At 46.7% G+C, this 22,572-nt stretch carries 17 protein-coding genes, 1 tRNA gene and 2 pseudogenes; 12 read left to right on the top strand and 8 right to left on the bottom strand.

Going from position 1 to position 22,572, the window contains the following annotated elements:
* The first annotated feature begins 82 nt into the window (after positions 1–82).
* From AACU94_RS18630 to AACU94_RS18620, 3 genes are all read left to right on the top strand, one after another.
* The gene (locus AACU94_RS18630) at positions 83–1,042 is read left to right on the top strand and encodes a hypothetical protein (protein WP_135490024.1); all 960 of its coding nucleotides are present in this window, start codon (positions 83–85) and stop codon (positions 1,040–1,042) included.
* A gap of 211 nt (positions 1,043–1,253) precedes the next feature.
* Positions 1,254–2,015, top strand: coding sequence for an EAL domain-containing protein (locus tag AACU94_RS18625; RefSeq protein ID WP_339379167.1), 762 nt, complete (start codon positions 1,254–1,256; stop codon positions 2,013–2,015).
* Positions 2,016–2,253: 238 nt separating this feature from the next.
* The gene (locus AACU94_RS18620) at positions 2,254–2,847 is read left to right on the top strand and encodes a lipopolysaccharide core heptose(II)-phosphate phosphatase (RefSeq protein WP_135490022.1); all 594 of its coding nucleotides are present in this window, start codon (positions 2,254–2,256) and stop codon (positions 2,845–2,847) included.
* Between the two features lie 168 nt (positions 2,848–3,015).
* Here the strand turns inward: AACU94_RS18620 and AACU94_RS18615 are convergent.
* Positions 3,016–3,255 (bottom strand): annotated as a pseudogene (locus AACU94_RS18615) (hypothetical protein); the annotation flags it as partial.
* A 490-nt stretch (positions 3,256–3,745) separates the two neighbouring features.
* Here AACU94_RS18615 and asrA point away from each other — a divergent pair.
* From asrA to asrC, 3 genes and pseudogenes are all read left to right on the top strand, one after another.
* A complete protein-coding gene (asrA, locus tag AACU94_RS18610; protein ID WP_135490021.1) occupies positions 3,746–4,789 on the top strand; it encodes an anaerobic sulfite reductase subunit AsrA in 1,044 nt (347 codons plus the stop codon).
* 3 nt (positions 4,790–4,792) lie between these two features.
* Positions 4,793–5,611: an anaerobic sulfite reductase subunit AsrB gene (gene asrB / locus AACU94_RS18605; protein ID WP_135490020.1), complete on the top strand. Its 819-nt coding sequence runs from the start codon at positions 4,793–4,795 to the stop codon at positions 5,609–5,611.
* Between the two features lie 9 nt (positions 5,612–5,620).
* Positions 5,621–6,635: pseudogene (gene asrC, locus AACU94_RS18600) on the top strand (sulfite reductase subunit C).
* A 159-nt stretch (positions 6,636–6,794) separates the two neighbouring features.
* On the opposite strand, the gene AACU94_RS18595 reads toward asrC, so the two are convergent.
* Positions 6,795–10,889 carry an AIDA repeat-containing protein gene (locus AACU94_RS18595; protein ID WP_135490019.1) on the bottom strand — a complete coding sequence of 1,365 codons (4,095 nt, stop codon included), beginning with the start codon at positions 10,887–10,889 and terminating at the stop codon, positions 6,795–6,797.
* Positions 10,873–12,102 (bottom strand): autotransporter strand-loop-strand O-heptosyltransferase, encoded by a 1,230-nt coding sequence (locus AACU94_RS18590; RefSeq protein WP_135490018.1) that lies wholly within the window; start codon positions 12,100–12,102, stop codon positions 10,873–10,875. The genes AACU94_RS18595 and AACU94_RS18590 overlap by 17 nt, the downstream gene beginning before the upstream one ends.
* 561 nt (positions 12,103–12,663) lie before the next feature.
* Here AACU94_RS18590 and AACU94_RS18585 point away from each other — a divergent pair.
* Both AACU94_RS18585 and AACU94_RS18580 read left to right on the top strand, forming a co-directional pair.
* Positions 12,664–13,548: a helix-turn-helix domain-containing protein gene (locus AACU94_RS18585; protein ID WP_135490017.1), complete on the top strand. Its 885-nt coding sequence runs from the start codon at positions 12,664–12,666 to the stop codon at positions 13,546–13,548.
* 486 nt (positions 13,549–14,034) lie between these two features.
* Complete coding sequence (locus tag AACU94_RS18580) at positions 14,035–14,448, top strand: adhesin biosynthesis transcription regulatory family protein (protein WP_240726512.1); 414 nt, start codon at positions 14,035–14,037, stop codon at positions 14,446–14,448.
* Between the two features lie 420 nt (positions 14,449–14,868).
* Here AACU94_RS18580 and AACU94_RS18575 read toward each other — a convergent pair whose 3' ends face one another.
* From AACU94_RS18575 to AACU94_RS18565, 3 genes are all read right to left on the bottom strand, one after another.
* Positions 14,869–15,114: a PerC family transcriptional regulator gene (locus AACU94_RS18575; protein ID WP_135490079.1), complete on the bottom strand. Its 246-nt coding sequence runs from the start codon at positions 15,112–15,114 to the stop codon at positions 14,869–14,871.
* 78 nt (positions 15,115–15,192) lie between these two features.
* Entirely contained in the window at positions 15,193–15,831 is a 639-nt protein-coding gene (locus tag AACU94_RS18570; RefSeq protein ID WP_135490016.1) for an IbrB-like domain-containing protein, read from the bottom strand.
* The gene (locus tag AACU94_RS18565) at positions 15,816–17,009 is read right to left on the bottom strand and encodes a phosphoadenosine phosphosulfate reductase (RefSeq protein ID WP_135490015.1); all 1,194 of its coding nucleotides are present in this window, start codon (positions 17,007–17,009) and stop codon (positions 15,816–15,818) included. The genes AACU94_RS18570 and AACU94_RS18565 overlap by 16 nt, the downstream gene beginning before the upstream one ends.
* Before the next feature lie 571 nt (positions 17,010–17,580).
* On the opposite strand from AACU94_RS18565, the gene AACU94_RS18560 reads away from it, so the two are divergent.
* The 4 genes from AACU94_RS18560 (at position 17,581) to AACU94_RS18545 (ending at position 21,569) form a co-directional block, all read left to right on the top strand.
* The gene (locus tag AACU94_RS18560; protein WP_240726520.1) at positions 17,581–18,348 is read left to right on the top strand and encodes an MASE4 domain-containing protein; all 768 of its coding nucleotides are present in this window, start codon (positions 17,581–17,583) and stop codon (positions 18,346–18,348) included.
* Entirely contained in the window at positions 18,287–18,709 is a 423-nt protein-coding gene (locus tag AACU94_RS18555; RefSeq protein WP_135490013.1) for a diguanylate cyclase domain-containing protein, read from the top strand. Before AACU94_RS18560 ends, AACU94_RS18555 begins: the two co-directional genes overlap by 62 nt.
* Before the next feature lie 453 nt (positions 18,710–19,162).
* Positions 19,163–20,596: a TraI domain-containing protein gene (locus AACU94_RS18550; protein WP_240726510.1), complete on the top strand. Its 1,434-nt coding sequence runs from the start codon at positions 19,163–19,165 to the stop codon at positions 20,594–20,596.
* 10 nt (positions 20,597–20,606) lie between these two features.
* A complete protein-coding gene (locus tag AACU94_RS18545; protein WP_135490012.1) occupies positions 20,607–21,569 on the top strand; it encodes a tyrosine-type recombinase/integrase in 963 nt (320 codons plus the stop codon).
* Positions 21,570–21,782: 213 nt separating this feature from the next.
* Here the strand turns inward: AACU94_RS18545 and AACU94_RS18540 are convergent.
* Together AACU94_RS18540 and AACU94_RS18535 are read right to left on the bottom strand one after the other, a co-directional pair.
* A tRNA-Phe gene (locus tag AACU94_RS18540) sits at positions 21,783–21,858 on the bottom strand.
* 106 nt (positions 21,859–21,964) lie between these two features.
* Positions 21,965–22,540, bottom strand: a complete 576-nt coding sequence (locus tag AACU94_RS18535; RefSeq protein ID WP_001188520.1) for a transcriptional regulator — start codon at positions 22,538–22,540, stop codon at positions 21,965–21,967.
* Positions 22,541–22,572 lie beyond the last annotated feature (32 nt).

Raw genomic sequence — 22,572 nt, 5'->3', positions numbered from 1 at the left:
AGATTCGTGACTGTTGCTTTGATACAGAATAGTCAGGCATTACACCAGTCGATTGGATTGCTATTCAGAACGGGAGATTTTAATGAAACTCATTTCAGCAAAAGAGTCCATTATAATGTTAAAAAGATGCTTTGTTATTTTTGCGCAAATCGCGGTAAAAGTACGGAACTTTAACTTTACGTTTAAGCCCTGTTTTTTGAATGTATTCACATTCCTTTTTTTATGTGTGGGGATCATCTCTTCATTACCGGTTTTTGCGACTGTTATATACGAAAAAAATCTTATAACACAATCGTCTTACAGAAAAACCAGTAAAATATATAAGCTACAGTTTAATAACCAGGATAACAATTATGAGGTCAGTAGTGTTACTGGTGACTGTGCATTCAGCAGTGGTGTTATAACTTCAGCACAAAATAATGTCGACTGGAATGTGCAAATGGGGTTAACATCTCATTTTAATGGAAATCAGACATACCTCGAAAACGTGCCTGTGACAGATTTTAATGGGATTGCATCACAGGTTGGTAGGAAGAGTGACTGGGGGGGGAAATTTGGTCAATGGCTTCCCTCAGGACAGAGCTGGCGTAAAACAGGAATTGGGACGGGATGGTATGGTTCACAAGCCGTGAGCTTTCCTACTCCGGTGACCGTGGATGGGGGACCTGAAAGATTTGATATAACTATTCGTATGTGTCGTGGTGGTGATGGTTCTTATATTAATGCAACGGGACATTACGTAACCAGTGCTGTCAATTCGATGTCAGTAACGCCGACATCTGCAACGCTACAATCCCCGATGGGAACTATCGCTGTCGATCATGCCGAGCTCACACTCAATGGGTTTATGCCATCGAAAATAGAGTTCACATCAAATGTTGCGAATACCACAACGGACTATACCCTCACATTACCGGAACTTGTGAATCCGAACTATGCAGGGCAAAGTTACGATGCGACATTTCAGTTTGAATACCGAGTAAATGCGACTAAACCCGGGAATTTTGTTATACCAGTGAATATTTCTGCCACATATCCGTAATAAAATGAGCAGAGTGCCAATCAGATACAACAGGGACTCTGCCATAAAGAGATTACTGAACACAGGTCCTGAATGAGAAAAAGTAATCTCTTTATTTATGCACCGAATAACAATATGGTATACAATTACTTTAGTCTGCAGCTATCCTTTAGAAGGGGTGGGCATGTATAGTAACTCTGACTGTTATAATATATTTTCCAGTAAGCTACATATGGCTGAGGAATGTTTGCCATTTTTTCAGCCCGTAGTGGATGCTGACTCTAATTTATGTGGTGTTGAAGTTCTGGCTCGCTGGAATATGCCCGATGGCAGGGTGTTATCTCCCGACCTGTTTATTTCTCAGGTGGTTCATGCCGGGCTATCCGGATTTATGACAAATATACTATTAAGAAAGACCGCCGATATTTTACTGTCTTTAAAACCATTTTTACCGGTTGGTATGTTAATCACTTTTAATGCGGGGGCGCCAGACAATAATTCAGCGGAAATGATTTGTGCATGTAAACTGCTCCAGAAGCGTCTTATTCAACTCTGCCCTGTGCTGGTTTGTGAATTGACGGAGCACAGAGAATGGGGGAACTCTTCAGAAGATAGTATATTTCTTGATAATCTGGACAGAGAAAATATATCTGTGGCACTGGACGATTTTGGAACAAAATATTCAAATCTTGATATGTTATCTAGGGTTAATGCAGAGTTTATGAAAATAGGGAGTTCATTCATTTATCGTGTGGATGAAGCTCTATCTTCACACCGTCTGGCTGAATGCGTTATGTTTGCTGCAAACAAGTTTTCTTTGCGAGTGATTGCAGAAGGTGTTGAAAATAAATGGCAGTATGAGTGGTTAAAAAAACAGGGGGTAAAATTATTTCAGGGGTATTATTTCTCCCCCCCATTATCAGCTGACCAGTTCGCTTCATTTGTAAAGAGTAAAAAAACTAGATGTGATAAATACGGTTTGCGTTCTGAATGATTCAATATTGTATGATATTTCCCATAAAATAGCTTCCCGTAAAAATTTATGGATTTCTTTTTGGTGTGATGTTGATTTTGTTATCATATTGAATTTTTATTTTAGTGCTTCCCTTAGATGAACGAAGATGTTTATTTCTGGTAGACAGTCTCTCCGTAATTCGGAAGCGACGCCTTCTGCCCTGTAAAGATAACTTCGTCTATCAACTTCTATTCTGTTATTACAAAGGTTAATATAGATGTTTTCATTTGAGAAATTATCATCAGTTAAACTAAAGACAGTATTTGCAACATTGGTAACATTTTTAGTGCTTGCGGTAGTTGTTGTCTCAGTGTTAAAAAGACCAAGATATTTGGATATAAAGCAGGCATGTGAAATTAGTAAGAGATACCCTACCATTCTTATAATAAGACACGGAGAAAGGTGTGATCGTTCAAAAAATCAATGTTTTTCTGAACCGGATGGAATAACTGTCAATGGCACGCAAAAAGCGATTCTGCTGGGTAAGGATTTGAGTGATATAACCGGGAGCTATAATCTCTATTCAACAAACACAACCAGAACCAGACAAACAGCTTGTTTTTTCTCAAATGGAGTCAGCCCCACTATAGTAAGTTTATCAAATAATGGTGAATCACCTGTGAGGAAAATTTTAGACTTATCGTATCAGAGTAAAAACGCTGTTGTGTTTACTCATAATCATTGCCTCTCTCGCATTGCAAAAGATATGAGATGGTGGAAGTTAAAACCAGGATATCTCGAGACATTAGTTTTGCATCGGGAGGCGAACAATCTTATTTTAGATGGTGTATTAAAGTATCAACAAAAATAAAAATTGCGTGTTTGCACCTCTCATCCATTCTGACAACCTGGAACTTAGTATTTAACCCGTTTTTTAGCTTTCCCCTGTCAGGGGATTTGTCCTCATTGACGTCCTCTGAAGGTCCGATCTGTCCAAAATGGTAGCTATAGCAAAACCAAACGGTACATCTGCCGTGTTTTATTGGCAGTCCGTTTCTTTGCGACTGCAGGCAGCATAACAAATGTGGAAATTCGTAGTCACCACCGGCACTCCGGCTCTTCTCAACTCCGGGATATCAGCCGCAATACACTGATTGCCAAATCAGAATAGGCTGTCTGGCGCGGTCACCCGTAAACCTGCCTCCGGCATATACTTCAGCCGTTCACGGGGCGTTTTCAATTCCCGGGCAATCTGCTGATATGGCAATGATGTATTTTTTATTCACCCCCCCCCCCGGCGAAGACGGTGCGATTCATTTGTTCTGTAAAACAGTTTTTATCCGTCAGACAGTCAATTCGTGTACGCATACAGAAGTAAAATTCGTATAAAAAATCAGTAGGCGAAACTTTATCAATCGCTGATAAATAGGGAAAGCATAAATCGCCCGGTCAGATACTCTCGTCGGCTTCTCCACTGCAATATATCTTCGTTAATCACTCACTGTTGTCATCTTGTTTTCGGCATATTTCATGCAGCCAGATCTTTCCGCCGCCGTACAGTATACGTGAACGGAAACAGCATTTGTTGTTCCGGTGGACATCGTCCCGCAGCGTTATCCAGTATGGGTAATTAAAGTACCACTTATTCATTATAGTGATAACAAAAATCTGTTTTTTCCGTTGTTACTGTTAACGCTTTAGCGTTAGCGTAAAAACAGTATCGTTATTTTCTCAAATGTATCCTTCACTGACAGGTAATGGAGTATGTGATGGCGGTTAAAATCACGCCTGAAGAGTTCAGTCTGTTAATCCGGCGACTGAGCACGCAATGGCGCGTCCTGGCGCCTTCAGCCGAGTTTCGCGGCGGGCGTTTTGCTGATACGGATAACATTATTTATCAGCAAATCCGTGGATGGGATGACCTGGTCTGGCAGGAGAAATCCCACATGTCACCCAATACGGTTATTTCACCGATAACAGAAACGCTCTTTTATTTTAATAAAGACACTATCCAGATTGCGGAGACGGATACCACGCCGGTGCTGATATTTGCCCGCGCCTGTGACATTAATGCCATGTCGCGGCTGGATTATATGTATTTATCAAACGGAAATAATTCTGATTACAGTTATCAGCGATTGCGTGAACATATCCGTTTTGTTCTGATTGAGTGTTCGCAAAGTTTTGAAAACTGTTTCTGTGTCTCCATGGGGAGCAATAAAACTGATAATTACAGCGCGGCAATGCGTTTCAGTGATGACGGCGCCAGTGTTTTTATTAAGGATGCTTTTTTTGAAGAAGCCTTACAGGGAATGGGACAGCGCACAGAATATGAGCCTGTCTTCGTCAGCGAAAACCCGGAACAGGTTACCCTCCCTGAAAAAATCTGTCAGTCCCCCCAAAGAATTCGCGACATTATTATCAATCATCCGCTCTGGGATGAGTACAACAGCCGCTGTATTGGATGTGGGCGCTGCACAACCGGGTGTCCGACCTGTACCTGCTACAGCGTTTTTGATGTGGCTTATGACGAAAATCCTCAGCGCGGTGAACGCCGCCGCCAGTGGGCCAGCTGTATGGTACCTGGCTTCAGCGATATGGCCGGCGGGCACAGTTTTCGCCAGTCTGCGGGAGAACGTTTACGTTACCGTGCACTTCATAAAGTCAATGATTACAAAGCCCGCAATGGTACTGAGCATATGTGCGTGGGCTGCGGACGCTGCGATGACCGATGTCCTCAGTACATTAAATTCTCACGTATTATCAATAAAATGACTGCCGCTGTCCGGCTGGCACTCTCCGGGGAGGCATAACCTGTGTCAAAGTGTTCCTGTCACGATAAAGAAAAGCACAGCCTGTTGCCTGCTGCATACCGCATTATTTCCATCACCCGTCATACACCACAGGAGTGGAATTTCCGTGTGGAAGTCGATTTCCCGGCCCGCTGGGGACAGTTTGTCCAAGTCTCCCTGCCATGTGTCGGAGAGGCGCCCATTTCTGTTTCTGACTGCGGAGAGGGCTGGATAGACCTGCTTATCCGCAATGTCGGCAAAGTGACCGGCGCGCTTTTTACCCTCCGTGAGGGCGACAGGGTATGGCTGCGTGGCTGCTATGGTAACGGCTACCCTGTCGATGCCTTCCGTCACAAATCTCTGGTGGTCATTGCCGGCGGTACCGGCGTTGCGCCGGTCAAGGGACTGATGCGCTATTTCGTCGAAAATCCGCAGGAAATCAACCGGCTTGACATGATTTTCGGTTACAGAAACCGGGACTGTGTGCTGTATAAACAAGAGATGGCGAACTGGCATCGGCACCACAATCTCATTCTTACCCTGGATGAAGGCAAAGCGGATGAACGTTACCGTACCGGGCGGGTCACTGACCATCTGGCAGCACTGACATTTGAAGATATCAGCACCATGCAGGCGATTGTTGTTGGTCCTCCCGTGATGATTAAATTCACCGTACAGATGTTGCTGGAAAAAGGGCTGCCGCCGGAACAAATCTGGGTGGATTATGAACGCCGGATGGCCTGTGCAGTGGGGAAATGCGGTCACTGCCGCATGGGGGATGTCTATGTCTGCGTCGATGGTCCGGTTTTCAACTATGCCGTGGCCCGTCAGTTTACAGACTGAGGAAAAATGATGAGTGTGGATATTGATATCATTAAGACCCGGGCAAACAACGAGTATCGCCTGTCCAAAGTCCGCGGCGAAGCCATGATAAGCGTACGTATACCCGGCGGTATTTTACCCGCTCACCTGCTGACCGTGGCGCGCGACATTGCTGAAACCTGGGGTAATGGCCAGATTCATCTGACCACCCGCCAGAAACTGGCCATGCCCGGTATTCGTTACGAAGATATCGACAAGGTGAATGCTGCCCTGGAGCCTTTCATTCGCGAAATCGAAATGGAACTGTGCGATGTTCAGGTTGATGATCCGAAAGCCGGATATCTGGCAATTGGCGGACGTAACATTGTCGCCTGCCAGGGTAACCGGATTTGCCAGAAAGCCAACACCGACACCACAGGTTTATCCCGGCGGCTGGAAAAGCTCATTTATCCCAGTGCCTATCACCTGAAAACCGTCATTGCCGGGTGCCCGAATGACTGTGCCAAAGCGTCCATGTCAGATTTTGGCATTACTGGTGTGGCCAGAATGCGTTTTACGGCAGAACGTTGCATCGGATGTGGCGCCTGTGTGAAAGCCTGTGCTCACCACGCCGTGGGGTGCCTGTCATTAAAGAACGGAAAAGCCACAAAGGAAGAATCGCTCTGTATCGGATGCGGAGAATGTGTTCTGGCGTGTCCCACCCTCGCCTGGCAGCGTCAGCCACAGGAGTTCTGGCAGGTTCGTCTGGGAGGACGAACCGGTAAAAAAAACGCCCCGCATGGGTAAGTTATTCCTTAACTGGGTTACTGAGGATGTCATCAGACAGGTCATCACTAATCTGTTTGAGTTTGAAAAAGAAATGCTGGACGGCAAACCAGTGTATCTCCATATGGGACATCTCATTGACAGGGGGGGCTATCTGCGCTTCAAAGAGCGTGTACTACGTGACGTACAGCTAAACCCCGAAGCCATGGTCGCTGAACGGATTTACTGGGCGGAAGATGAATCAGTGGCCCGTATTCATCTCAGAAGCGTCGGATATTAATTTCTGTCTGGCCACAGCACTGAGGACGTTGTGGCCCTGTTCATTTAAAATAACAAGTGTAAAGATGGTGAATGTGGGCGTTTTTCAGCGTGTTGTTTCCTTTTGCCGACAGGGGCAGTAACAAGTATAAGAGCGCCCGTTACTGCCCCTTTTTCCGTATCAGAAATTAATCCGGAAACCAACGCTACCTGTTACTGGCGATTCTGTATTCTCGCCATTCTGGTAACTCGCTTCTGCCCACACCCCGGCATTCGCTGTCAGCTGAGCACTCACCCCGGCACCGTATTTCCCTGTGGTGCCTGAGATATCGTTAGTAAAGTTATAGCTGTCATTTATCCGGACTCTGTTGTTATCCGAAAACTCATGGCTCACTGCAGTCGTCAGATACGGTCTGACAACAGTTCCGGCAACATCAAGATTCATCCCGAGGTTCACACCCACTTCACCCTGAAGCGATTTGGTTGTCCCTGCTTTCGCCTTCATACCATTATCCAGACTGATATCCTTTGATTCTGCCCGGAATGCCGTACTACGGAGATAAGGCTGAATCCAGGTGTTTTCATTCAGACTGAAGGTTCTGCCTGCTTCCAGGCTGCCACCAAAGCCATTCTGATGATAATCGCCTTTCACTGCCGTGCCGTCACTCATCCAGGTGCGCAGTTCGTTCCTGAAACGGTTAACTTTGATAACGCCATCCACATAGTAACCATCATTGTTAAACCAGGTTGCATACAGACCACCGCCGGTACTTCCGACAGTACTGCTGCCACCACGGTTATGGCTGATGCTGTTATCGGTATAGGATACAAAAGCCCCCACAGCCAGCCTGCTGTCATTCAGGTCAAATACGGTGTCGCCGCCGGTTTCCATTCCGCTCTGGGTCAGTGAATAACCTGAGCCGGCACCACCGCCGATACGGGTATCTGACCCGGTGTACCGTCCCCAGACACCACCCGGTGAACGGGTATTCTGCATGACATCGCCGTGACGAAAACGCAGACTCTGAAGCTCACTGTTGAACACATAGACCGGTGCCGTTGCCATATTCAGCACAGCATCAGCCGATTTTGTTGTATGGCGTACCGGAGGTACCGGGTTATCTGTTCCTGGATTATCTGTTCCTGGGTTATCTGTTCCCGGGTTATCTGTTCCTGGGTTATCTGTTCCTGGCTGACTACTGTCAGCTTTCAGGTACCAGTCAGTATTTTCCTTGTTCAGATAGTATTCCCAGGTACCGGCATCCACTTTCCCGCCGTTCAGGCTGAACGCAGCATCGCCACTGCCGGTATGAACGACCTGAAGTGGTGTGCCTGCGGAAACAGGTTCAAGACCGGTATTTCTGATGTCCAGCACAAAATTGCCACTGGCATTCCCCGTCACATTCAGCATATCTCCGGTATGAGATGCTATATCCGTGTTCATCCGGAATGTCCCGTTACCTGAAAGACTTTCAGACACCAGTGAAACCGGCCGGAAAGCCTGCGTCAGGCGCGTGGTGGCTGACGGACGGAAATCGACAGTCCCGTTATCCAGCGTTAATGCACCGACAGTGGAGTCACCATCGAGATGCCAGACAGAGGCTCCCTTAACCGTCATGTCACCTGCACCAGTGTTGTCCCCTGTAACGCTCCCCGTCAGGATGCTTCCGTTATCCAGCGTCAGGGTGGTGCCTGGTTGTGTCGTCACATTAGCGTTCGCCTGAAGGGTAACCATCGTCATTGCAGCGCCACTCTGAAGAGCAATCCCGCCATCCTGAGACAACAGTCCGCTGAAGCGGGTATTTCCGCCTTCCTGGGTCAGGGTACCGCTCCCCGTCAGGGTACCCGCAAAGGTCGCCGCACTGTTGTTGAGGAAATACAGGTTTCCTTCATTTGTGACATTTGTGAACGTACCACCGGCGAGCGTCCCTTTATCTGTCAGGGTGGTGGTACCACGAAGTACACCGCCGCTCCGGACATCCAGCATACCGCCACTGCCAACAGTTGTGTCGCTGGCGTTATGACCACTATTAACACTCAGGTATCCACCATTCTCCAGCAGCATATTGACGGCACTGCCACCGGCAATGCTGAAGCTGCCGTTAATGTTGGTACCACTCAGAGTGGCAGAGGTGTCCGTAGAAATAGCCCCGCCGCTGTTCTGAGTAATGTCAACTGCACTGCCACCGTTGACAGACAGGAAACCACCACTGTTAATAGTGGTGTTCGTTGTACTGCCGCCCCCGTAGACGGACAGGCCACCACCACTGTTAATGGTGGTGTTCGTTGCACTACCTTCGACATTCATTCTGCCGCTATTGTTAATAATGGTGTTCGTGGCCTGATGACCACTATTAACACTCAGGTATCCACCATTCTCCAACAACATATTGACGGCACTGCCACCGGCAATGCTGAAGCTGCCGTTAGTGTTGGTGCCATTCAGGGTGGCAGAAGTGTCTGTAGAAATAGACCCGCCGCTGTTCTGAGTAATGTCAACTGCACTGGCGCCCCCGTAGACAGACAGCCCACCGCCACTGTTAATAGTGGTGTTCGTTGTACTGCCGCCCCCGGAGACGGACAGGCCACCACCACTGTTAATGGTGGTGTTCGTTGCACTACCTTCGACATTCATTCTGCCGCTATTGTTAATAATGGTGTTCGTGGCCAGGTGACCACTATAAACTCTCAGAGAACCACCGTTCTCCAGCAGCATATTACTGGCACTGCCACCGGCAATACTGAAGCTGCCGTTAATGTTGGTACCACTCAGAGTGGCAGAGGTGTTTGCAGAAATAGCCCCGCCGCTGTTCTGGGTAATGTCAACTGCACTGGCGCCGTTGTAGACATCCAGTATTCCCCCGCTGTTAATGGTGGTGCTCGTTGTACTGCCGCCATTGAAGATATTCTGCTTACCACCACTGTTAATGGTGGTGCTTGTGGCACTACCGCCCTCGACCTCCATCCAGCCGTTGTTAATAATGGTGTTCGTGGCCAGGTGACCACTATAAACTCTCAGAGAACCACCGTTCTCCAGCAGCATATTACTGGCACTGCCACCGGCAATACTGAAGCTGCCGTTAATGTTGGTACCACTCAGAGTGGCAGAAGTGTCTGTAGAAATAGCCCCGCCGCTGTTCTGAGTAATGTCAGCTGCACTGGCGCCCCTGAAGACGGACAGGTAACCACCACTGTTAATGGTGGTGTTCGTTGCACTACCGCCGAATTCGACAGCCATACCACCGCTATTGTTAATAATAGTGTTCGTGGCCTGATGACCACTATTAACACTCAGGTATCCACCATTCTCCAACAACATATTGACGGCACTGCCACCGGCAATGCTGAAGCTGCCGTTAGTGTTGGTGCCATTCAGGGTGGCAGAAGTGTCTGNAGAAATAGACCCGCCGCTGTTCTGAGTAATGTCAACAGCACTGGCGCCCCCGTAGACAGATAGCCCACCGCCACTGTTAATGGTGGTGCTTGTGGCCTGATGACCACTATTAACACTCAGGTATCCACCATTCTCCAGCAGCATATTGACGGCACTGCCACCGGCAATACTGAAGCTGCCGTTAGAGTTGGTGCCACTCAGGGTGGTAGAAGTGTCTGCAGAAATAGCTCCGCCGCTGTTCTGGGTAATGTCTACTGCACTGGCGCCCCCGGAGACGGACAGGAAACCACCACTGTTAATGGTGGTGCTCGTGGCACTACCGCCGACTTCGACAGCCATACTGCCTCTATTGTTAATAATAGTGTTTGTGGCACTAACGCCGTCCCTGACACTCATGCTGCCGTTATTGTTAATAATGGTGTTCGTAGCAGTGGCTCCGTCGTCAAGCCATTGCCTGCCGCCATCGTTAATGGTGGTATCCGTGACACGGCCACCAACGACATGCTGAGTGCCTCCATTATTAATGGTTGTATTTGTGGCACTACCGCCATAAACACTTTGGGAACCACCGTTTATAGTGGTATTTGTGGCGCTGCCTCCACTGGCGACAGACTGGGCTCCATCATAGTTAATGGTGGTATCTGTCGCCGTATCACCGGCATTCAGCAACATTGTGAAGGGCGTTCCTTCGTTCCCCAGAATATTATTGTTATAATCCACCGCCAGAGCAGGAGCAGATGGCAGAAGCAGGCCAGCAATCAGCCCCGCCAGTGCGGTACGCCTGATTTGCCGGGGACGACGACCGCCTTTACGGGTCAGTTCTGAGGTAACGACCCACATCCCGGTGGATTCATTCCATACAGTGTTATAAACCTTGTTCATTATTCGTTCCTTTTGTAAGACAGGTTTTATCTCCCTGCTTCATCAGGGAGGCATGGAGTCTGCTGATAACGCCATTAACCTGTGTGCCTGTTATCAGTCGGGTGCATTCAAATTGCCGGTCCGTGTTTTTATGTCTCGGGCACCACAGAAAATCCCTGTGGTCAAAATTCAGTGATGTATCGTCCCAGCATCCGTTACAACCATGGGAGTTGAACACCCGCCACGGGGTATAAAACTCACTGTTCGGCAGGCTGAAGCCACTTATCAGCACCACCGGAATACCGGTTGCCCATGCCAGCCATGACAGCCCACTGGCCAGACCAATAAAGAAGCTGGCATGACGCAGCAGATTAACCCGCTCCTGTAGCGGAAAACTGCCGGTAAAGTCTTCCGCTCCCCAGGGAATGTGATTCCAGACAAACCCCTGACCGTAATGAGCCTCCCGGTCAATACACAGCACCCGGTAGCCCAGCGATTTCAGGTGAGCAACGACCTCACTCCAGCCGGTGCCGTTATTCCAGTATTTTGCCTGGCAGGTGGATTGTGTGGCGATGCACACATAAGGCTCCCGGACAGTCCGGGAGGCGGACAGGTCAAGCCGGACCGGTGCTTCCCGTGGGTCAACGCCCAGAATGTAACCGGCTGAACGATGGAAACCGACCTGACGAAAATCCACCGGCTGGTTATTTGTGTCACCACCAAAATAGAGCCCCACCCGGTATGTTGCATAAGGTTCAGTTGTGCGTGGTTTCTCCGGCGTGGAGAAACATATCTGCGGATATTGTGGTGCCAGCAGGTCAATGATGTCCTGCGCCATTGTGCACTCCAGCCGGCACTGATGCAGGGACTGAAAACGTTCGGCATAAGGGAACCAGCCCAGCAGGTCACCCAGAGTACCGGTGGGGAATGAAATCAGAACATCACGGTCCGTCAGGTTCAGCGTTTCATCCAGCAGGGGAGTCTCTTCGCCCTGACGGAATACCTGAATACGGAAGCGCACAAAATATTTCTTGCTGCTGGTCACCCAGCCATTATTGATGTCACAACAGAAAAGAATATTTCCGGAATCTGCATCCAGCAGGCGCACATGCCATTTACCTTCAGGAAGGAGCACCCGTGCTCCATCATTAAAGTCATACAGGATGTTGTCGGGGCCGTGTTGTGTCGGTATTTCCGGAGGGGGAATAAAAAATGTTTTTAACGGTGCCTGCATATTTTTATCACCAGAATTAATATTCACAACGAGTATAGGATAATAGTTCAGCTATGCATCATTTGATATTATGTGTAGCCGGGAACATAACAAAAACTATAATAATCTGATTTTTGTGGTAAACAGCCTGATACTGACAGAGTCGGAAATAGTTGAGTGCCGTTATATTATCGCTCGGAAACATGTCTTTATCCTGTCCATATCACTTTGAGTGTCGGACAGGGAGAACAGTGAATTTATGACGCCACAACGTAACAACACATCGCCAGTATGTACCGGTGCCCGCTAACACTCCGGTCACCGTGCAGGAACCGGACAACAGTAAGACCAGAACTGTTTTATCATGAGTCTGTGTCAGTGGTTGCTGCAGGCCTGTTCAGTTACCTCCCGGAATATATAGTTATATTACTATATGAATCAGGGGGTATATATCCAGAGAAAAATCACGGCATTCATGTAATTCCAGGAATAAGTTATTTCCGGCAAACATGATTATCATGTAAAACAGAGCATACAGGATAGCAAAATTCTGTATCACACTCCCCTGACAGGAGAAAGGAAATGGCAAATCAGTTCCACAGAATGACGGCAGAAAAAATTCTGGAATATGTTGATGCAGAAGTGGAGAGTGGACGTCGTACAGATATCGCTACGCTTGCTGCTTATTCGGGGTACAGTCGGCGACATCTGCAGCGCCTGTTTCATTCCGTGACGGGGATGGGGCTGGGGGAATATATCCGACGCAGACGACTGAATCGCGCTGCGTTGCTGCTGCGCTTTTCTCAACGGGGATGTCAGGATATTGCGCTCAGTGTGGGGTTTGACTCCCAGCAGTCGTTTAACCGGGAATTCAGGAAAAGTACCGGAATGACCCCGACACAGTATCGTGAAAAACCAGAGTGGGTGTTTTTTCCCCTGTCAGGTTCGATACGTAAAAAGTATGAGATTTCCCGACCGGAGGAAGTATTCCTGTCGGGCGGAACGGTCGTGGGAGAGGAAGTGGTCTTTTATGGAACAGTGGATAATTATCTGGACAATGCAACAGTACGTGCGTATCTGGAGCGAATATTTGGTGAAAAATCACAACGTCAGGGAGAGCTGTGGGTTGTGACCCGGGCAACGCCTGTATCGGATAAAAAGTATCACTATCGGGTTGTTAATGGTATTGGCATTCCCGGAGGGCAGGAAGGTAAGGTGTTTCCGTACAGTGAAGGAAAATATCTGAAGGTTCGGTTTGAGACTGAACGGGAGACACATATTGAACAGATGTATTATCTGTATCTGAATATATTGCCGGAAATGCGGGCTGTCAGAAGGGCAGAGCCTGAAGTGATGGTGCTGGAATATGAACAGGGTAAGGTGATGTGTACACTGTATATTCCTGTGGTTGTCGAAGAACAACAGGCTGATGCCGTGTCTGTAAATCATTATCAATTAAATCGTTAAAATAACGACAACAGACAATTTCGAACTGAAAACACCACAGACCATAATGATGCGTTTGTCCTCTGTTTTTTAAAGATACAACGGACAGCGTTCTTTAATAAAGTATTGTTCATTTGTCTGCTCCGGAGGCAGCGTCTGCCGTGATGCAGGATTTCCTCAGTAATTACCAGGTGATGGCATCCCTGCCTGAAAGGTTGGGCGACACTCGCTAAAAAAAGGTTTGTATTTTCATCTGTACCGTTATTTTCACCCAAGCTCGGGTAATGACTGCGACTACCGGAGCAAAGTTGTTTATACCGCACGGCGCAGACCATGGAATAAGCGCAAACAGTACAGTGTAAAACATATGCAATGTCACAATTAGCAAATACACGAAATGCTGTATACATATACTAAAACAGTGCATGTAAGAGCATTCCGCATATTTATCTCTTAATAACCATCCTTCTGTTGTGTTTTTAAATGAGATCAGGAGCACCATTAAAAATGAATACATTATTCAGAGGCGAATCAGTCAGAGGATTAATGGAGGGAAATTCAGACAGTCGTTTCCGACACAACATATATTCGGTTTTATCGAAGAAAAATACAGTTATATCAATGGAAGAAGTAAGTGAGGATGAGTTCTGGTGTATTATTGAACTAAGCTCAATACGCAGCAATAAAATCATAAAGGCCCTGCATGAATATATGGTGTTAAAACATTCAAGAGCCGTCAGTTGTAGTAATAACGGGGTCAGTAATGGTTATTTTGGTAGTTGCTTGGCAAGAATTGAATACGTCATCCAGGTAGTGAGTGAGTTATTTTTTTATTATAACAATGCAACTAATAAAAAACATCAGGTAACAACACGTTCTGAACAAGAAGACAATATGCTGTGTAAGACTAACGCTGATTAAACCTTCCCTGTATCCGGTGATGATTATATTCAGTTTCTGCAACGCCATTCCTGAGGGGGAGGGCAGTTTAAGTTGTATATCCCGTACGAAAGGTTTTCTGATGATTCAAGGCATTGAAAACTTTCACTTACCACATCAACAATCATATCTCTCTGACTAAAACAGTAAACAGAGTGATTGAGTTAATTAATTCTTTCTGTGGATTATTCGCCGTGCACAGAGCAAAAATATACACATCATATAAAACAGCCAGAATATTCAGCGGCTTGGCTGTTTTTTATCAGGAATTATGCATAAAAGCAAATGCTTGCCTGAAACGTAAACATCACTAACAGAAACCGGGGTTGCAGGAATACACGTATTCACTCGTCCCCGCATTTTTCTTTAATAAAACCACAGCAACGATGCAAACGTATCCACTCAGAATACGGCTCCGGCCGGGGTAATAACCCCCATTCGTTTTAGCGTTGCATCCGCGGCTTTTGATACTTCACTGATGTCCAGCTTATCTGGTGGCGGTGGGGGAAGCTGTGCCAGACAATGCTCCCGGCGCAACAACAACCACTCCCGTTGTGCTTCTGTACATTCAACATTTCCCATGACAAAAAGCCAGCGGGCAGAAGCTCTGCGCCAGCAACCAGCAGCCTCCAGTTTCTGCGCAATTATGTCTTCCACAACTTCCGGGGTACTATTTTTCCTGCTCAAAACATCAACTCACTGAAATAATGCTCATATATGACGGTCTCAGCGAACCGTCCATGCCGGGCTGAAATCCTCTTCCTGAAACAACTCCGTCAGTCCGCTAATCTGTTTCAGCCTCAGCACTTCATCCTGGTCCATCCCCAGCTCTGTACCAATGCGTTCATCCGTCCAGCCCAGGCGTGACAGGTCCCTGACAATATCAGACATTGAGGTTATCTGGTGTTTACCCCTGGCCCGGTTATGCCTAATGGTTGCAGCAATACGTGAGGCCTGTCCCTTTCTTTCCGGATTAATACAGGTCACTGGCAACCAGCCCTTCAGGCGTTTTCCCGTACCTGCTTCCCTGCCCAGCACCTGGCGATGAAAACCATCCACCACCAGGTAATGGTTCTTTTCCTCAGACACTACCACCGGTTGTGTGAAACCATCTTTCTCCAGTGACTGCTTCAGCAGTTTCTTCTCACCCGGCGCCATGACATTGGGATTGTAATCGTTGGCCACCACTTCATCCGCTTTCACCCACAGCACACAGTCCACAGGCTCCTGCGCAAAAGGGCTGACCTCATGAAGCACCCTGCGCAGGTGATTCAGGGCCTGTATAGTCTCTTCTTCTGCTCGTTCCTGGCTGAAGTACTGACGAATCATGTTGCCAAGTATCTCCGGTGTCACAGAATCCCCCATTCCTTCCTCCTTTCCTTCATACGCTGCAGATAACGTTCATAGTGCCGGGGTTTGTTCGGACTGAAGGAGAGGGTTCGGCACCAGAAATCATTCTTTATAAGAGTCTTACAGATACGTCGCCAGGACGGGATATCCCGGCAGCCCAGGTCATTCTCCTGTTCATCCGGAATATCATCCGGAAATCCCCGTGTCTGATACCAGCGGAGATAGACGGCTATCTTGTTGCGGTAATGTTCTGCCGTTCTTTCCGGCATCACATCCAGCAGGAACATCGCATAGCTGCGCCAGGTATGATGGGCCGGTTTTGATATACGTTTACGCAGGGCAAAATAGGCACCGCTTTCATTGGCATAAAGCGCCCCGCTGGTAGCCCCTGACACCCGCTCACACATCCTGGCCCAGGTTTCCGGCTCCAGAACATGATAAAGCCACAGCCCCTTACGCTGTTCAGGACCAAAAGGCTCACAGACACGCATGTTGCGTAACGGCACACCGGCACGGTGCATCAGGTCATACAGGGGATTGTAGATAGCCCGGGTTCTGGTGTGATATATCCAGATATCACGAGTTTTCCAGTCATACAGCGGATACATGGTGTAGTAAAACCCTTCAGGCGATGCCGTGGTCCAGGGCTTATCATCGGCATATCTCAGTTTGCGCTGGGACACCAGTCCCATAAACCGGTTAAGGGACTCATCTGCACGTACACCGGTCAGCACTGCCACTCCACACCGGTTACCGGCAAACCAGGAAGAAAATGCCGGAACAAATTCTTCAAAAGTCATGGCATACCGGTAAAAAGGAAAATACGCCATATCCGTAATGGCGTATTCCGGTGGCTGGCGAACCCAGGTCACACCAGACTCCCAGCATATCCACTCCGGTTGAAACTGAGAGACACCGTTTACCGTAGTCAGGGGAAGTGCCACCCAGTAAAAGGTTTCCGTCACATCATGGTACATTTCCCGCATCTTCTGAATATGTTCAATGGTGCACCGATACTGGGCCTCCCAGTCAATGAACAGAACAGAGAAATGACGTTTTCTCCTGCGGGCCACCTCTGCCACAAGATGGAAAAGCACCGTGGAATCCTTTCCACCTGAAAAAGACAGGCACACCGATGGGAATGTTGAGAAAACCCATTCAATACGAGCTGTCGCTGCGCGCAGAACACCCATTCCGAGTAATATTTTATTTATTATAATAATACCTCTTTTTATTTATTACATGATGCGAGGTTAACTGTTTATCGCATATCAGAGGTATTTTCCGTTAGCGAAAAAAACAAGGCAAATCATTTATTAATATAATTTATTGATATCGGTTACCAGATTTGTTGTTCTGTGTGACATCTCATGTCTGGTCTGGTACAACCTGTTACTTATAGCGTGAATATGATTTCAAATATCATAAACAACATCAGGCGGTTGCTATTCAATCGGTTTGTGTGTCGTTTTTCTGAGGTGTCTTACCCATATTCTCAACCCTTCCTAAAAATCTGCTATACAGATTATTTATACCACTTAAAACTATAAAGCTATTTGTTTTTATCTACTATGATAACGGCAGGTTCAGTCTGTGTATAAAAAATACACGCATGGCAAAGTGACTTTGAAAAATATACTAATGACTCTGGTAAAATTAAAAAATCATAAAATAATACCCGTGATTTTTATTGTTGTAAGCATGATAATAATTTGTGAATACGTGCTTGAATATAGTTACACAGGACATTACTTCTCCGTGTCAATGATTAAATGGTTGTTATTTGCAATACCAGAAATTACCCTTGATGTTATTCTCTGTTTTATTTTGTGTTTCGCATACAAATTAGAGGAAGGGATGACCGTTATCCTCATTCTTTCTGTTGCTTTTGGAATTGATGCCTTGTTTTTATCCTCTAATATTATTAGTGTGCTTTCGTCTATACAAATAAAGGAGAATGAAGCAATAATAATAAAGAATGCTTGCAATATATCGTTCGTATACTTTTTAAGACATTTTTCGTTTATTGTTTTGATTTATGTTGCAGGTTTGAATTACACGCCAAAAATAAACAAGAAAAACAACCTTTCATTGTTTGTGATGGTGGCCGCTTTTACTTTGATTATATGTATTCTGGCATCTCATAGTGATAACGTTAATGAGTACAGGGATATTCTTTTATCTTCGCGCTCATTATTTTTCTTGTCCGCGCTTTGGTTATCTTTGTTATATATATATATTCCAAAAAATCATTCTGATGAAAAATATAGTGAAATAATTAATTTTTTTATAATTTCAAACATTACATGTAATTTTCTTCTTATCGCGACAGAGGATGCTGGCATCATCACCTGGTATATAGGCAGGGGTGTTGAAAATCTCTGTAAGTTAGTAACGCTGGTAATTATATGTATCCGCACTCAGATGGCGCTGCACAACGTTATTGAATGTTCACGCCGGGATTATCTAACTGGTTTTTTTCAATACTCACTTTTTTTCAAAAAATACGCCGCGCAGTTTTTCAGTTTATGAAAAAAGAAACACGAATATTACAATGATTAGTTGTAAAATATGTAATCTCGATACGCTTTATGTAAATAAAGGGGTTGCAGCAGGGGATAATGCTGTAAAGAATATAGCAAATGTTTTGATCAGCAATGCAAGCCAGATGGATACTATTATTCGCATAAGGGAAAATATCTTTGTTATGTTAATGCCATTCTCATCAACAACAGCATTACAGATACAACACCGCCAGATAAAAAGCAGTATTGTTCATACCATAAAAGCGATGGATATGATTCTGGATGTTGATGTCAGCTATCAGGTCATTAATCTGTCAAAAATTACGCTGGAGCAGGTGATTTCTAATTTAATATCTAAATACCATTAATAACGCTAGTCTTCATGCCGACATAGTCTGATTTGTCTCCATGATCCGCAGTTTTCTGCATCAGTCGTCGTTCGCTGCGAGGAATGGAACTATGATCGGCATTGCTCAGTCCGACTGGTGATATGTTTCTTTTTGGCGATTGTTCAGATCGCTCAATACGGACTAAATTTCCTACAGTGATCTACTATTCCATGCGGATATTTAGGTTGGTAAAGTTGATTTTGTTGGTATTCATTTTTAGTTTAGATATAACTTTTCTGGATGAGAGAAAATTATTTTTCTTATAGTTAGATATAGATGTATGTAAGTACTCCAGAATAATTATTCAGTAGGCTATTAGGTAATTTGTTACTGGGGGGCGTGATGCACATTATTTTTTCTTTTGGTATGTATGGATTTTATACTGAAACTATATAGTTTGATAAATAATTATTTATTGCATGTTTTCTATAGATGTTCAATATTGCGATATTTTTTCTATCTTGGTTTCCATTTATGCTAAATCTGAATTTTTTCTCTCGCCCGTGGAGTGCTCGTTCAAATGCTCTATCAACTGTTGAGGCAATAAAACCCTCTTTACCACCAGGTTACTTCCAGCCTGTGACCGTTAACGAGCTGCTGGAGAGGACCTGCCGTCAAAAATGGTTGCAATCACTCTGGGATTATTCCTCTGTGCCAAAGGACATGTATCGCCAGTATTACCTTGCCCCGCTGAAGCATTGTGTTGCGCTCATGCAGGAATTTCCGCTAACGGAGAGTGGTCCATATGCCCGCCTTGGGGGAATGGTTGACTACATGCTGGAAACAGTATCGTATGCAACACGATTGTCGAAAAGTTACATGTTGCCGGTTGGCGCTCCGCCTGAAGAACAGGCAGCGCAAAACGCGGCCTGGAATGCGGTGGTGGTTTATGCAGCAATGCTACCTACACTTAAATACCTTTGTCACCTCCACGTCGAGCTGGAGAGTGGTAAACGCTGGTTTCCGTTACTGGACGCACCTCCAGAACCTTATCGCTTTCGTTTTGCTTCGGAGCAGTCTCCGGAAAGGTTGCAGAGCTTTGGCGCCATGCTTGCGTGGAAGATTATCCCTCCAGAAGCGATTAACTGGTTGAGTAGTTGGCCGGAAGCCATCAAAACTCTGTCAACGTACCTGACCGGTTTTCGGGCGCAGTCGGGCGTGGTCAATGCCATTGTGTCTGAGGCTATTAGCCTCACTGTTGGTGCGCCAGAAGGCGAGCAACCAGCAGTTCCGGCGATGATCATTCCAGCTCAGGATGAATCATTGCAGGGTGACACGTTGCTGACCGGATTAGCTGATGATGTGCCTGAGCTGGCTACGTCGTATTTCGAATCAGAAAATCTTTCGACCGCAGAATCTGTTCCTATGCCGGATGCGGACTTGGTATCCCCGGATAGGCAGGAGGGCGCGGATGATACAGATGTATTGCTGGCGATGATGGGATTTGTCAGTGCTGATACCACGGAAACCTGTGAAATCGCGCAGTCCGTTGAGCTGAACGATCCTGGAGAGGCATTTTGGAAATGGCTGGTTACGGGATGCCGTTCTGGACGTCTGATTCCGAACAAATCCGACGGGCGGATTCATCTGGTCGCCGGTTACGTGTTTCTTCGTGCGCCAGGTATTTTTCACCAGTATATGACAGAGACGAATGCGCCAGTGAAGGATAAGGCCCGGCTTCAGAAAGCCTTTGAACGACTCGGCCGTCACCGGCAGGACAATGGTGCGATGTACACTTGTCACCTGTATCAGAACGAGCAAAGGGAAGGGCGTTTTCAGAAGCTGAGCGGCTATCTGGTGCTTGCCAGTAAAGTTTACGGCAGCGATAACAATCCAGGGGATAACCCGTTATTGATTGTTATATAAGGATATTCTTATGAATGCTTGTACGTTTGGGACGTTAACTGAACACTATTTTTACAGCAAATCATTACGTCCGGCGACTGAGTGGAGTTACCAGAAAGTGGTTCGCTCGTTTGAAGGCTTTACACCGCATAACCCTGCAAATATCGATCATCTTACGGTGTTGAAATGGCGGCATCGGGTACTGAATGACCAGAATTGTGCCACCCGGACGTGGAATAACAAAGTTGCACACATGAGGGCGCTGTTCAATTTTGGAATTAAGCAGGGATTATTACCGCAGGCCGAAAATCCATTTAATGGTGCGGTTGTGCGTCCCGGAACGAAAAAGAAGAAGACTCTGACTCAGACGCAAATGGATACGATGTATCGTCTGATGGAGCGGCATCTAGAAACTGAGGGAATGAAAGGGAACAGCAGCATGTTCAATGGTCGCAGAAATGCACTCCGCCCGGTGTGGTTCTGGCTGACGGTAATGAATGTTTTTCGCTATACAGCAATACGGCAGAACCAGCTTCTGCATATTCGGTTGGGTGACGTCAATCTTGAGGAACGATGGATTGACCTGAACGTTGAGGGGGCAAAAAATCATCGTGAACATCGCGTTCCGATTGTTTCGGCGCTGTATCCGTCGCTGGAGCTACTGGTTCTTCGGGCAGGCGAAGTAGGTATGGAACTGGATGACCAGCTATTTAACGTGGGATGGTTTGACTTGGTCAGAAAGAAAAAATACCCTGATATGATGAACGAATATCCTCTACGCGCATTCTTTAAGCGTCTGTCCCGGGAATGCAAATTCACGATATCCCCGCATCGGTTCCGTCATACGGTGGCAACGCACATGATGAAATCCCCGGAGCGTAATTTGTACGCGGTAAAGAAATTGCTGGGTCACGTCAGCATTACATCAACGCTGGAATACATTGACGAAAGTGTTGATAGTTTGCGGGATATACTGGAAACGGAATTGATGTAGCAGCCTGATGAATATGGCGCTGACACAATTTGACATTAACTACGAAGATCTGTAAATATCACGCACGAAAAAAACAGACTTGCGGGAACAAGTCTGTTTCTTAAGAGCCTTTTCTCAACCACAAGTAACAGCGTTACATCGTGTTTTTACTGGCTCGCCTTCGTGTCCGTCAGAACTGCATCTTGCAAATCTGACCAACCGACTTTGAATTAGTGGTGCCCGGACTCGGAATCGAACCAAGGACACGGGGATTTTCAATCCCCTGCTCTACCGACTGAGCTATCCGGGCAACGGGGCGCATTAAACCGTAATCTGCACATCTCGTCAACCTAATTTCAGTAAAAGCGATTCAACTGCTTAAGATTGCGGCAAATCGCTTCTTTTCTGTGTTTCTGTCAGGTCAGTGCGCCACCCTGGCGGCAGCGAGCGAAGCGCAGGATATCTTCCGCCAGCCGATGTGCGGTATCGACATCCGCCTGGCTACGATTCACCAGCATTCGGCTTAAACAACCTTCCAGCACCAGTTCCATCTGCTTTGCTACCATCGCCGGATCGTCCACTTCCAGCGTGGTTAACAGTTCGTGGGTAAAGTCGTAGGCCGCGCTTTTTTGCTGATCGGCCAATTGATGAATAGGGTGGCCAGGATCGGGATAAAACGTACAGGCAGCGATAAACAGACAGCCCGGGTAGCGGTTGTTTTTAACGCACTCCGATAGCGCCTGATAACGCGCCAGCAGCTTTTGTTCGGCGGTTTGCGTTTCGTCCAGCATCAGCTGACGACGCCAGACATCTATCTGTTGGCTAAGATAGCGCAGGGCATCGTAGAGGATCGCCTCTTTGTCTGGCCAGAAGCGGCGCAGCTCGTCCAGTGGATAATCCACACGTTCAGCAACCATCTCCAGCGTGGTGTTGGCAATCCCTTGTAATTCTAATAATTTCAGGGCTTCTCCCAGTACATCTTCACGTTGCACGCTATTTTCCTCCGTCTTTCCCACTGAAGTGT

Source organism: Escherichia sp. E4702 (genome assembly GCF_963883545.1).
Lineage (GTDB): Bacteria > Pseudomonadota > Gammaproteobacteria > Enterobacterales > Enterobacteriaceae > Escherichia.
Note: the sequence above shows the minus strand (reverse complement) of the source record. Positions and strands in the feature narration are given on the sequence as shown.

Excerpts from the sequence above, each read along its gene's own strand:
- AACU94_RS18630 (WP_135490024.1), top strand. The coding sequence starts at position 83 with ATGAAACTCATTTCAGCAAAAGAGTCCATTATAATGTTAAAAAGATGC.
- AACU94_RS18625 (WP_339379167.1), top strand. The coding sequence starts at position 1,254 with ATGGCTGAGGAATGTTTGCCATTTTTTCAGCCCGTAGTGGATGCTGAC.
- AACU94_RS18620 (WP_135490022.1), top strand. The coding sequence starts at position 2,254 with ATGTTTTCATTTGAGAAATTATCATCAGTTAAACTAAAGACAGTATTT.
- asrA (WP_135490021.1), top strand. The coding sequence starts at position 3,746 with ATGGCGGTTAAAATCACGCCTGAAGAGTTCAGTCTGTTAATCCGGCGA.
- AACU94_RS18590 (WP_135490018.1), bottom strand. The coding sequence starts at position 12,102 with ATGCAGGCACCGTTAAAAACATTTTTTATTCCCCCTCCGGAAATACCG.
- AACU94_RS18585 (WP_135490017.1), top strand. The coding sequence starts at position 12,664 with ATGGCAAATCAGTTCCACAGAATGACGGCAGAAAAAATTCTGGAATAT.
- AACU94_RS18580 (WP_240726512.1), top strand. The coding sequence starts at position 14,035 with ATGAATACATTATTCAGAGGCGAATCAGTCAGAGGATTAATGGAGGGA.
- AACU94_RS18570 (WP_135490016.1), bottom strand. The coding sequence starts at position 15,831 with ATGGGGGATTCTGTGACACCGGAGATACTTGGCAACATGATTCGTCAG.
- AACU94_RS18565 (WP_135490015.1), bottom strand. The coding sequence starts at position 17,009 with ATGGGTGTTCTGCGCGCAGCGACAGCTCGTATTGAATGGGTTTTCTCA.
- AACU94_RS18560 (WP_240726520.1), top strand. The coding sequence starts at position 17,581 with ATGATTAAATGGTTGTTATTTGCAATACCAGAAATTACCCTTGATGTT.
- AACU94_RS18550 (WP_240726510.1), top strand. The coding sequence starts at position 19,163 with ATGTTCAATATTGCGATATTTTTTCTATCTTGGTTTCCATTTATGCTA.
- AACU94_RS18545 (WP_135490012.1), top strand. The coding sequence starts at position 20,607 with ATGAATGCTTGTACGTTTGGGACGTTAACTGAACACTATTTTTACAGC.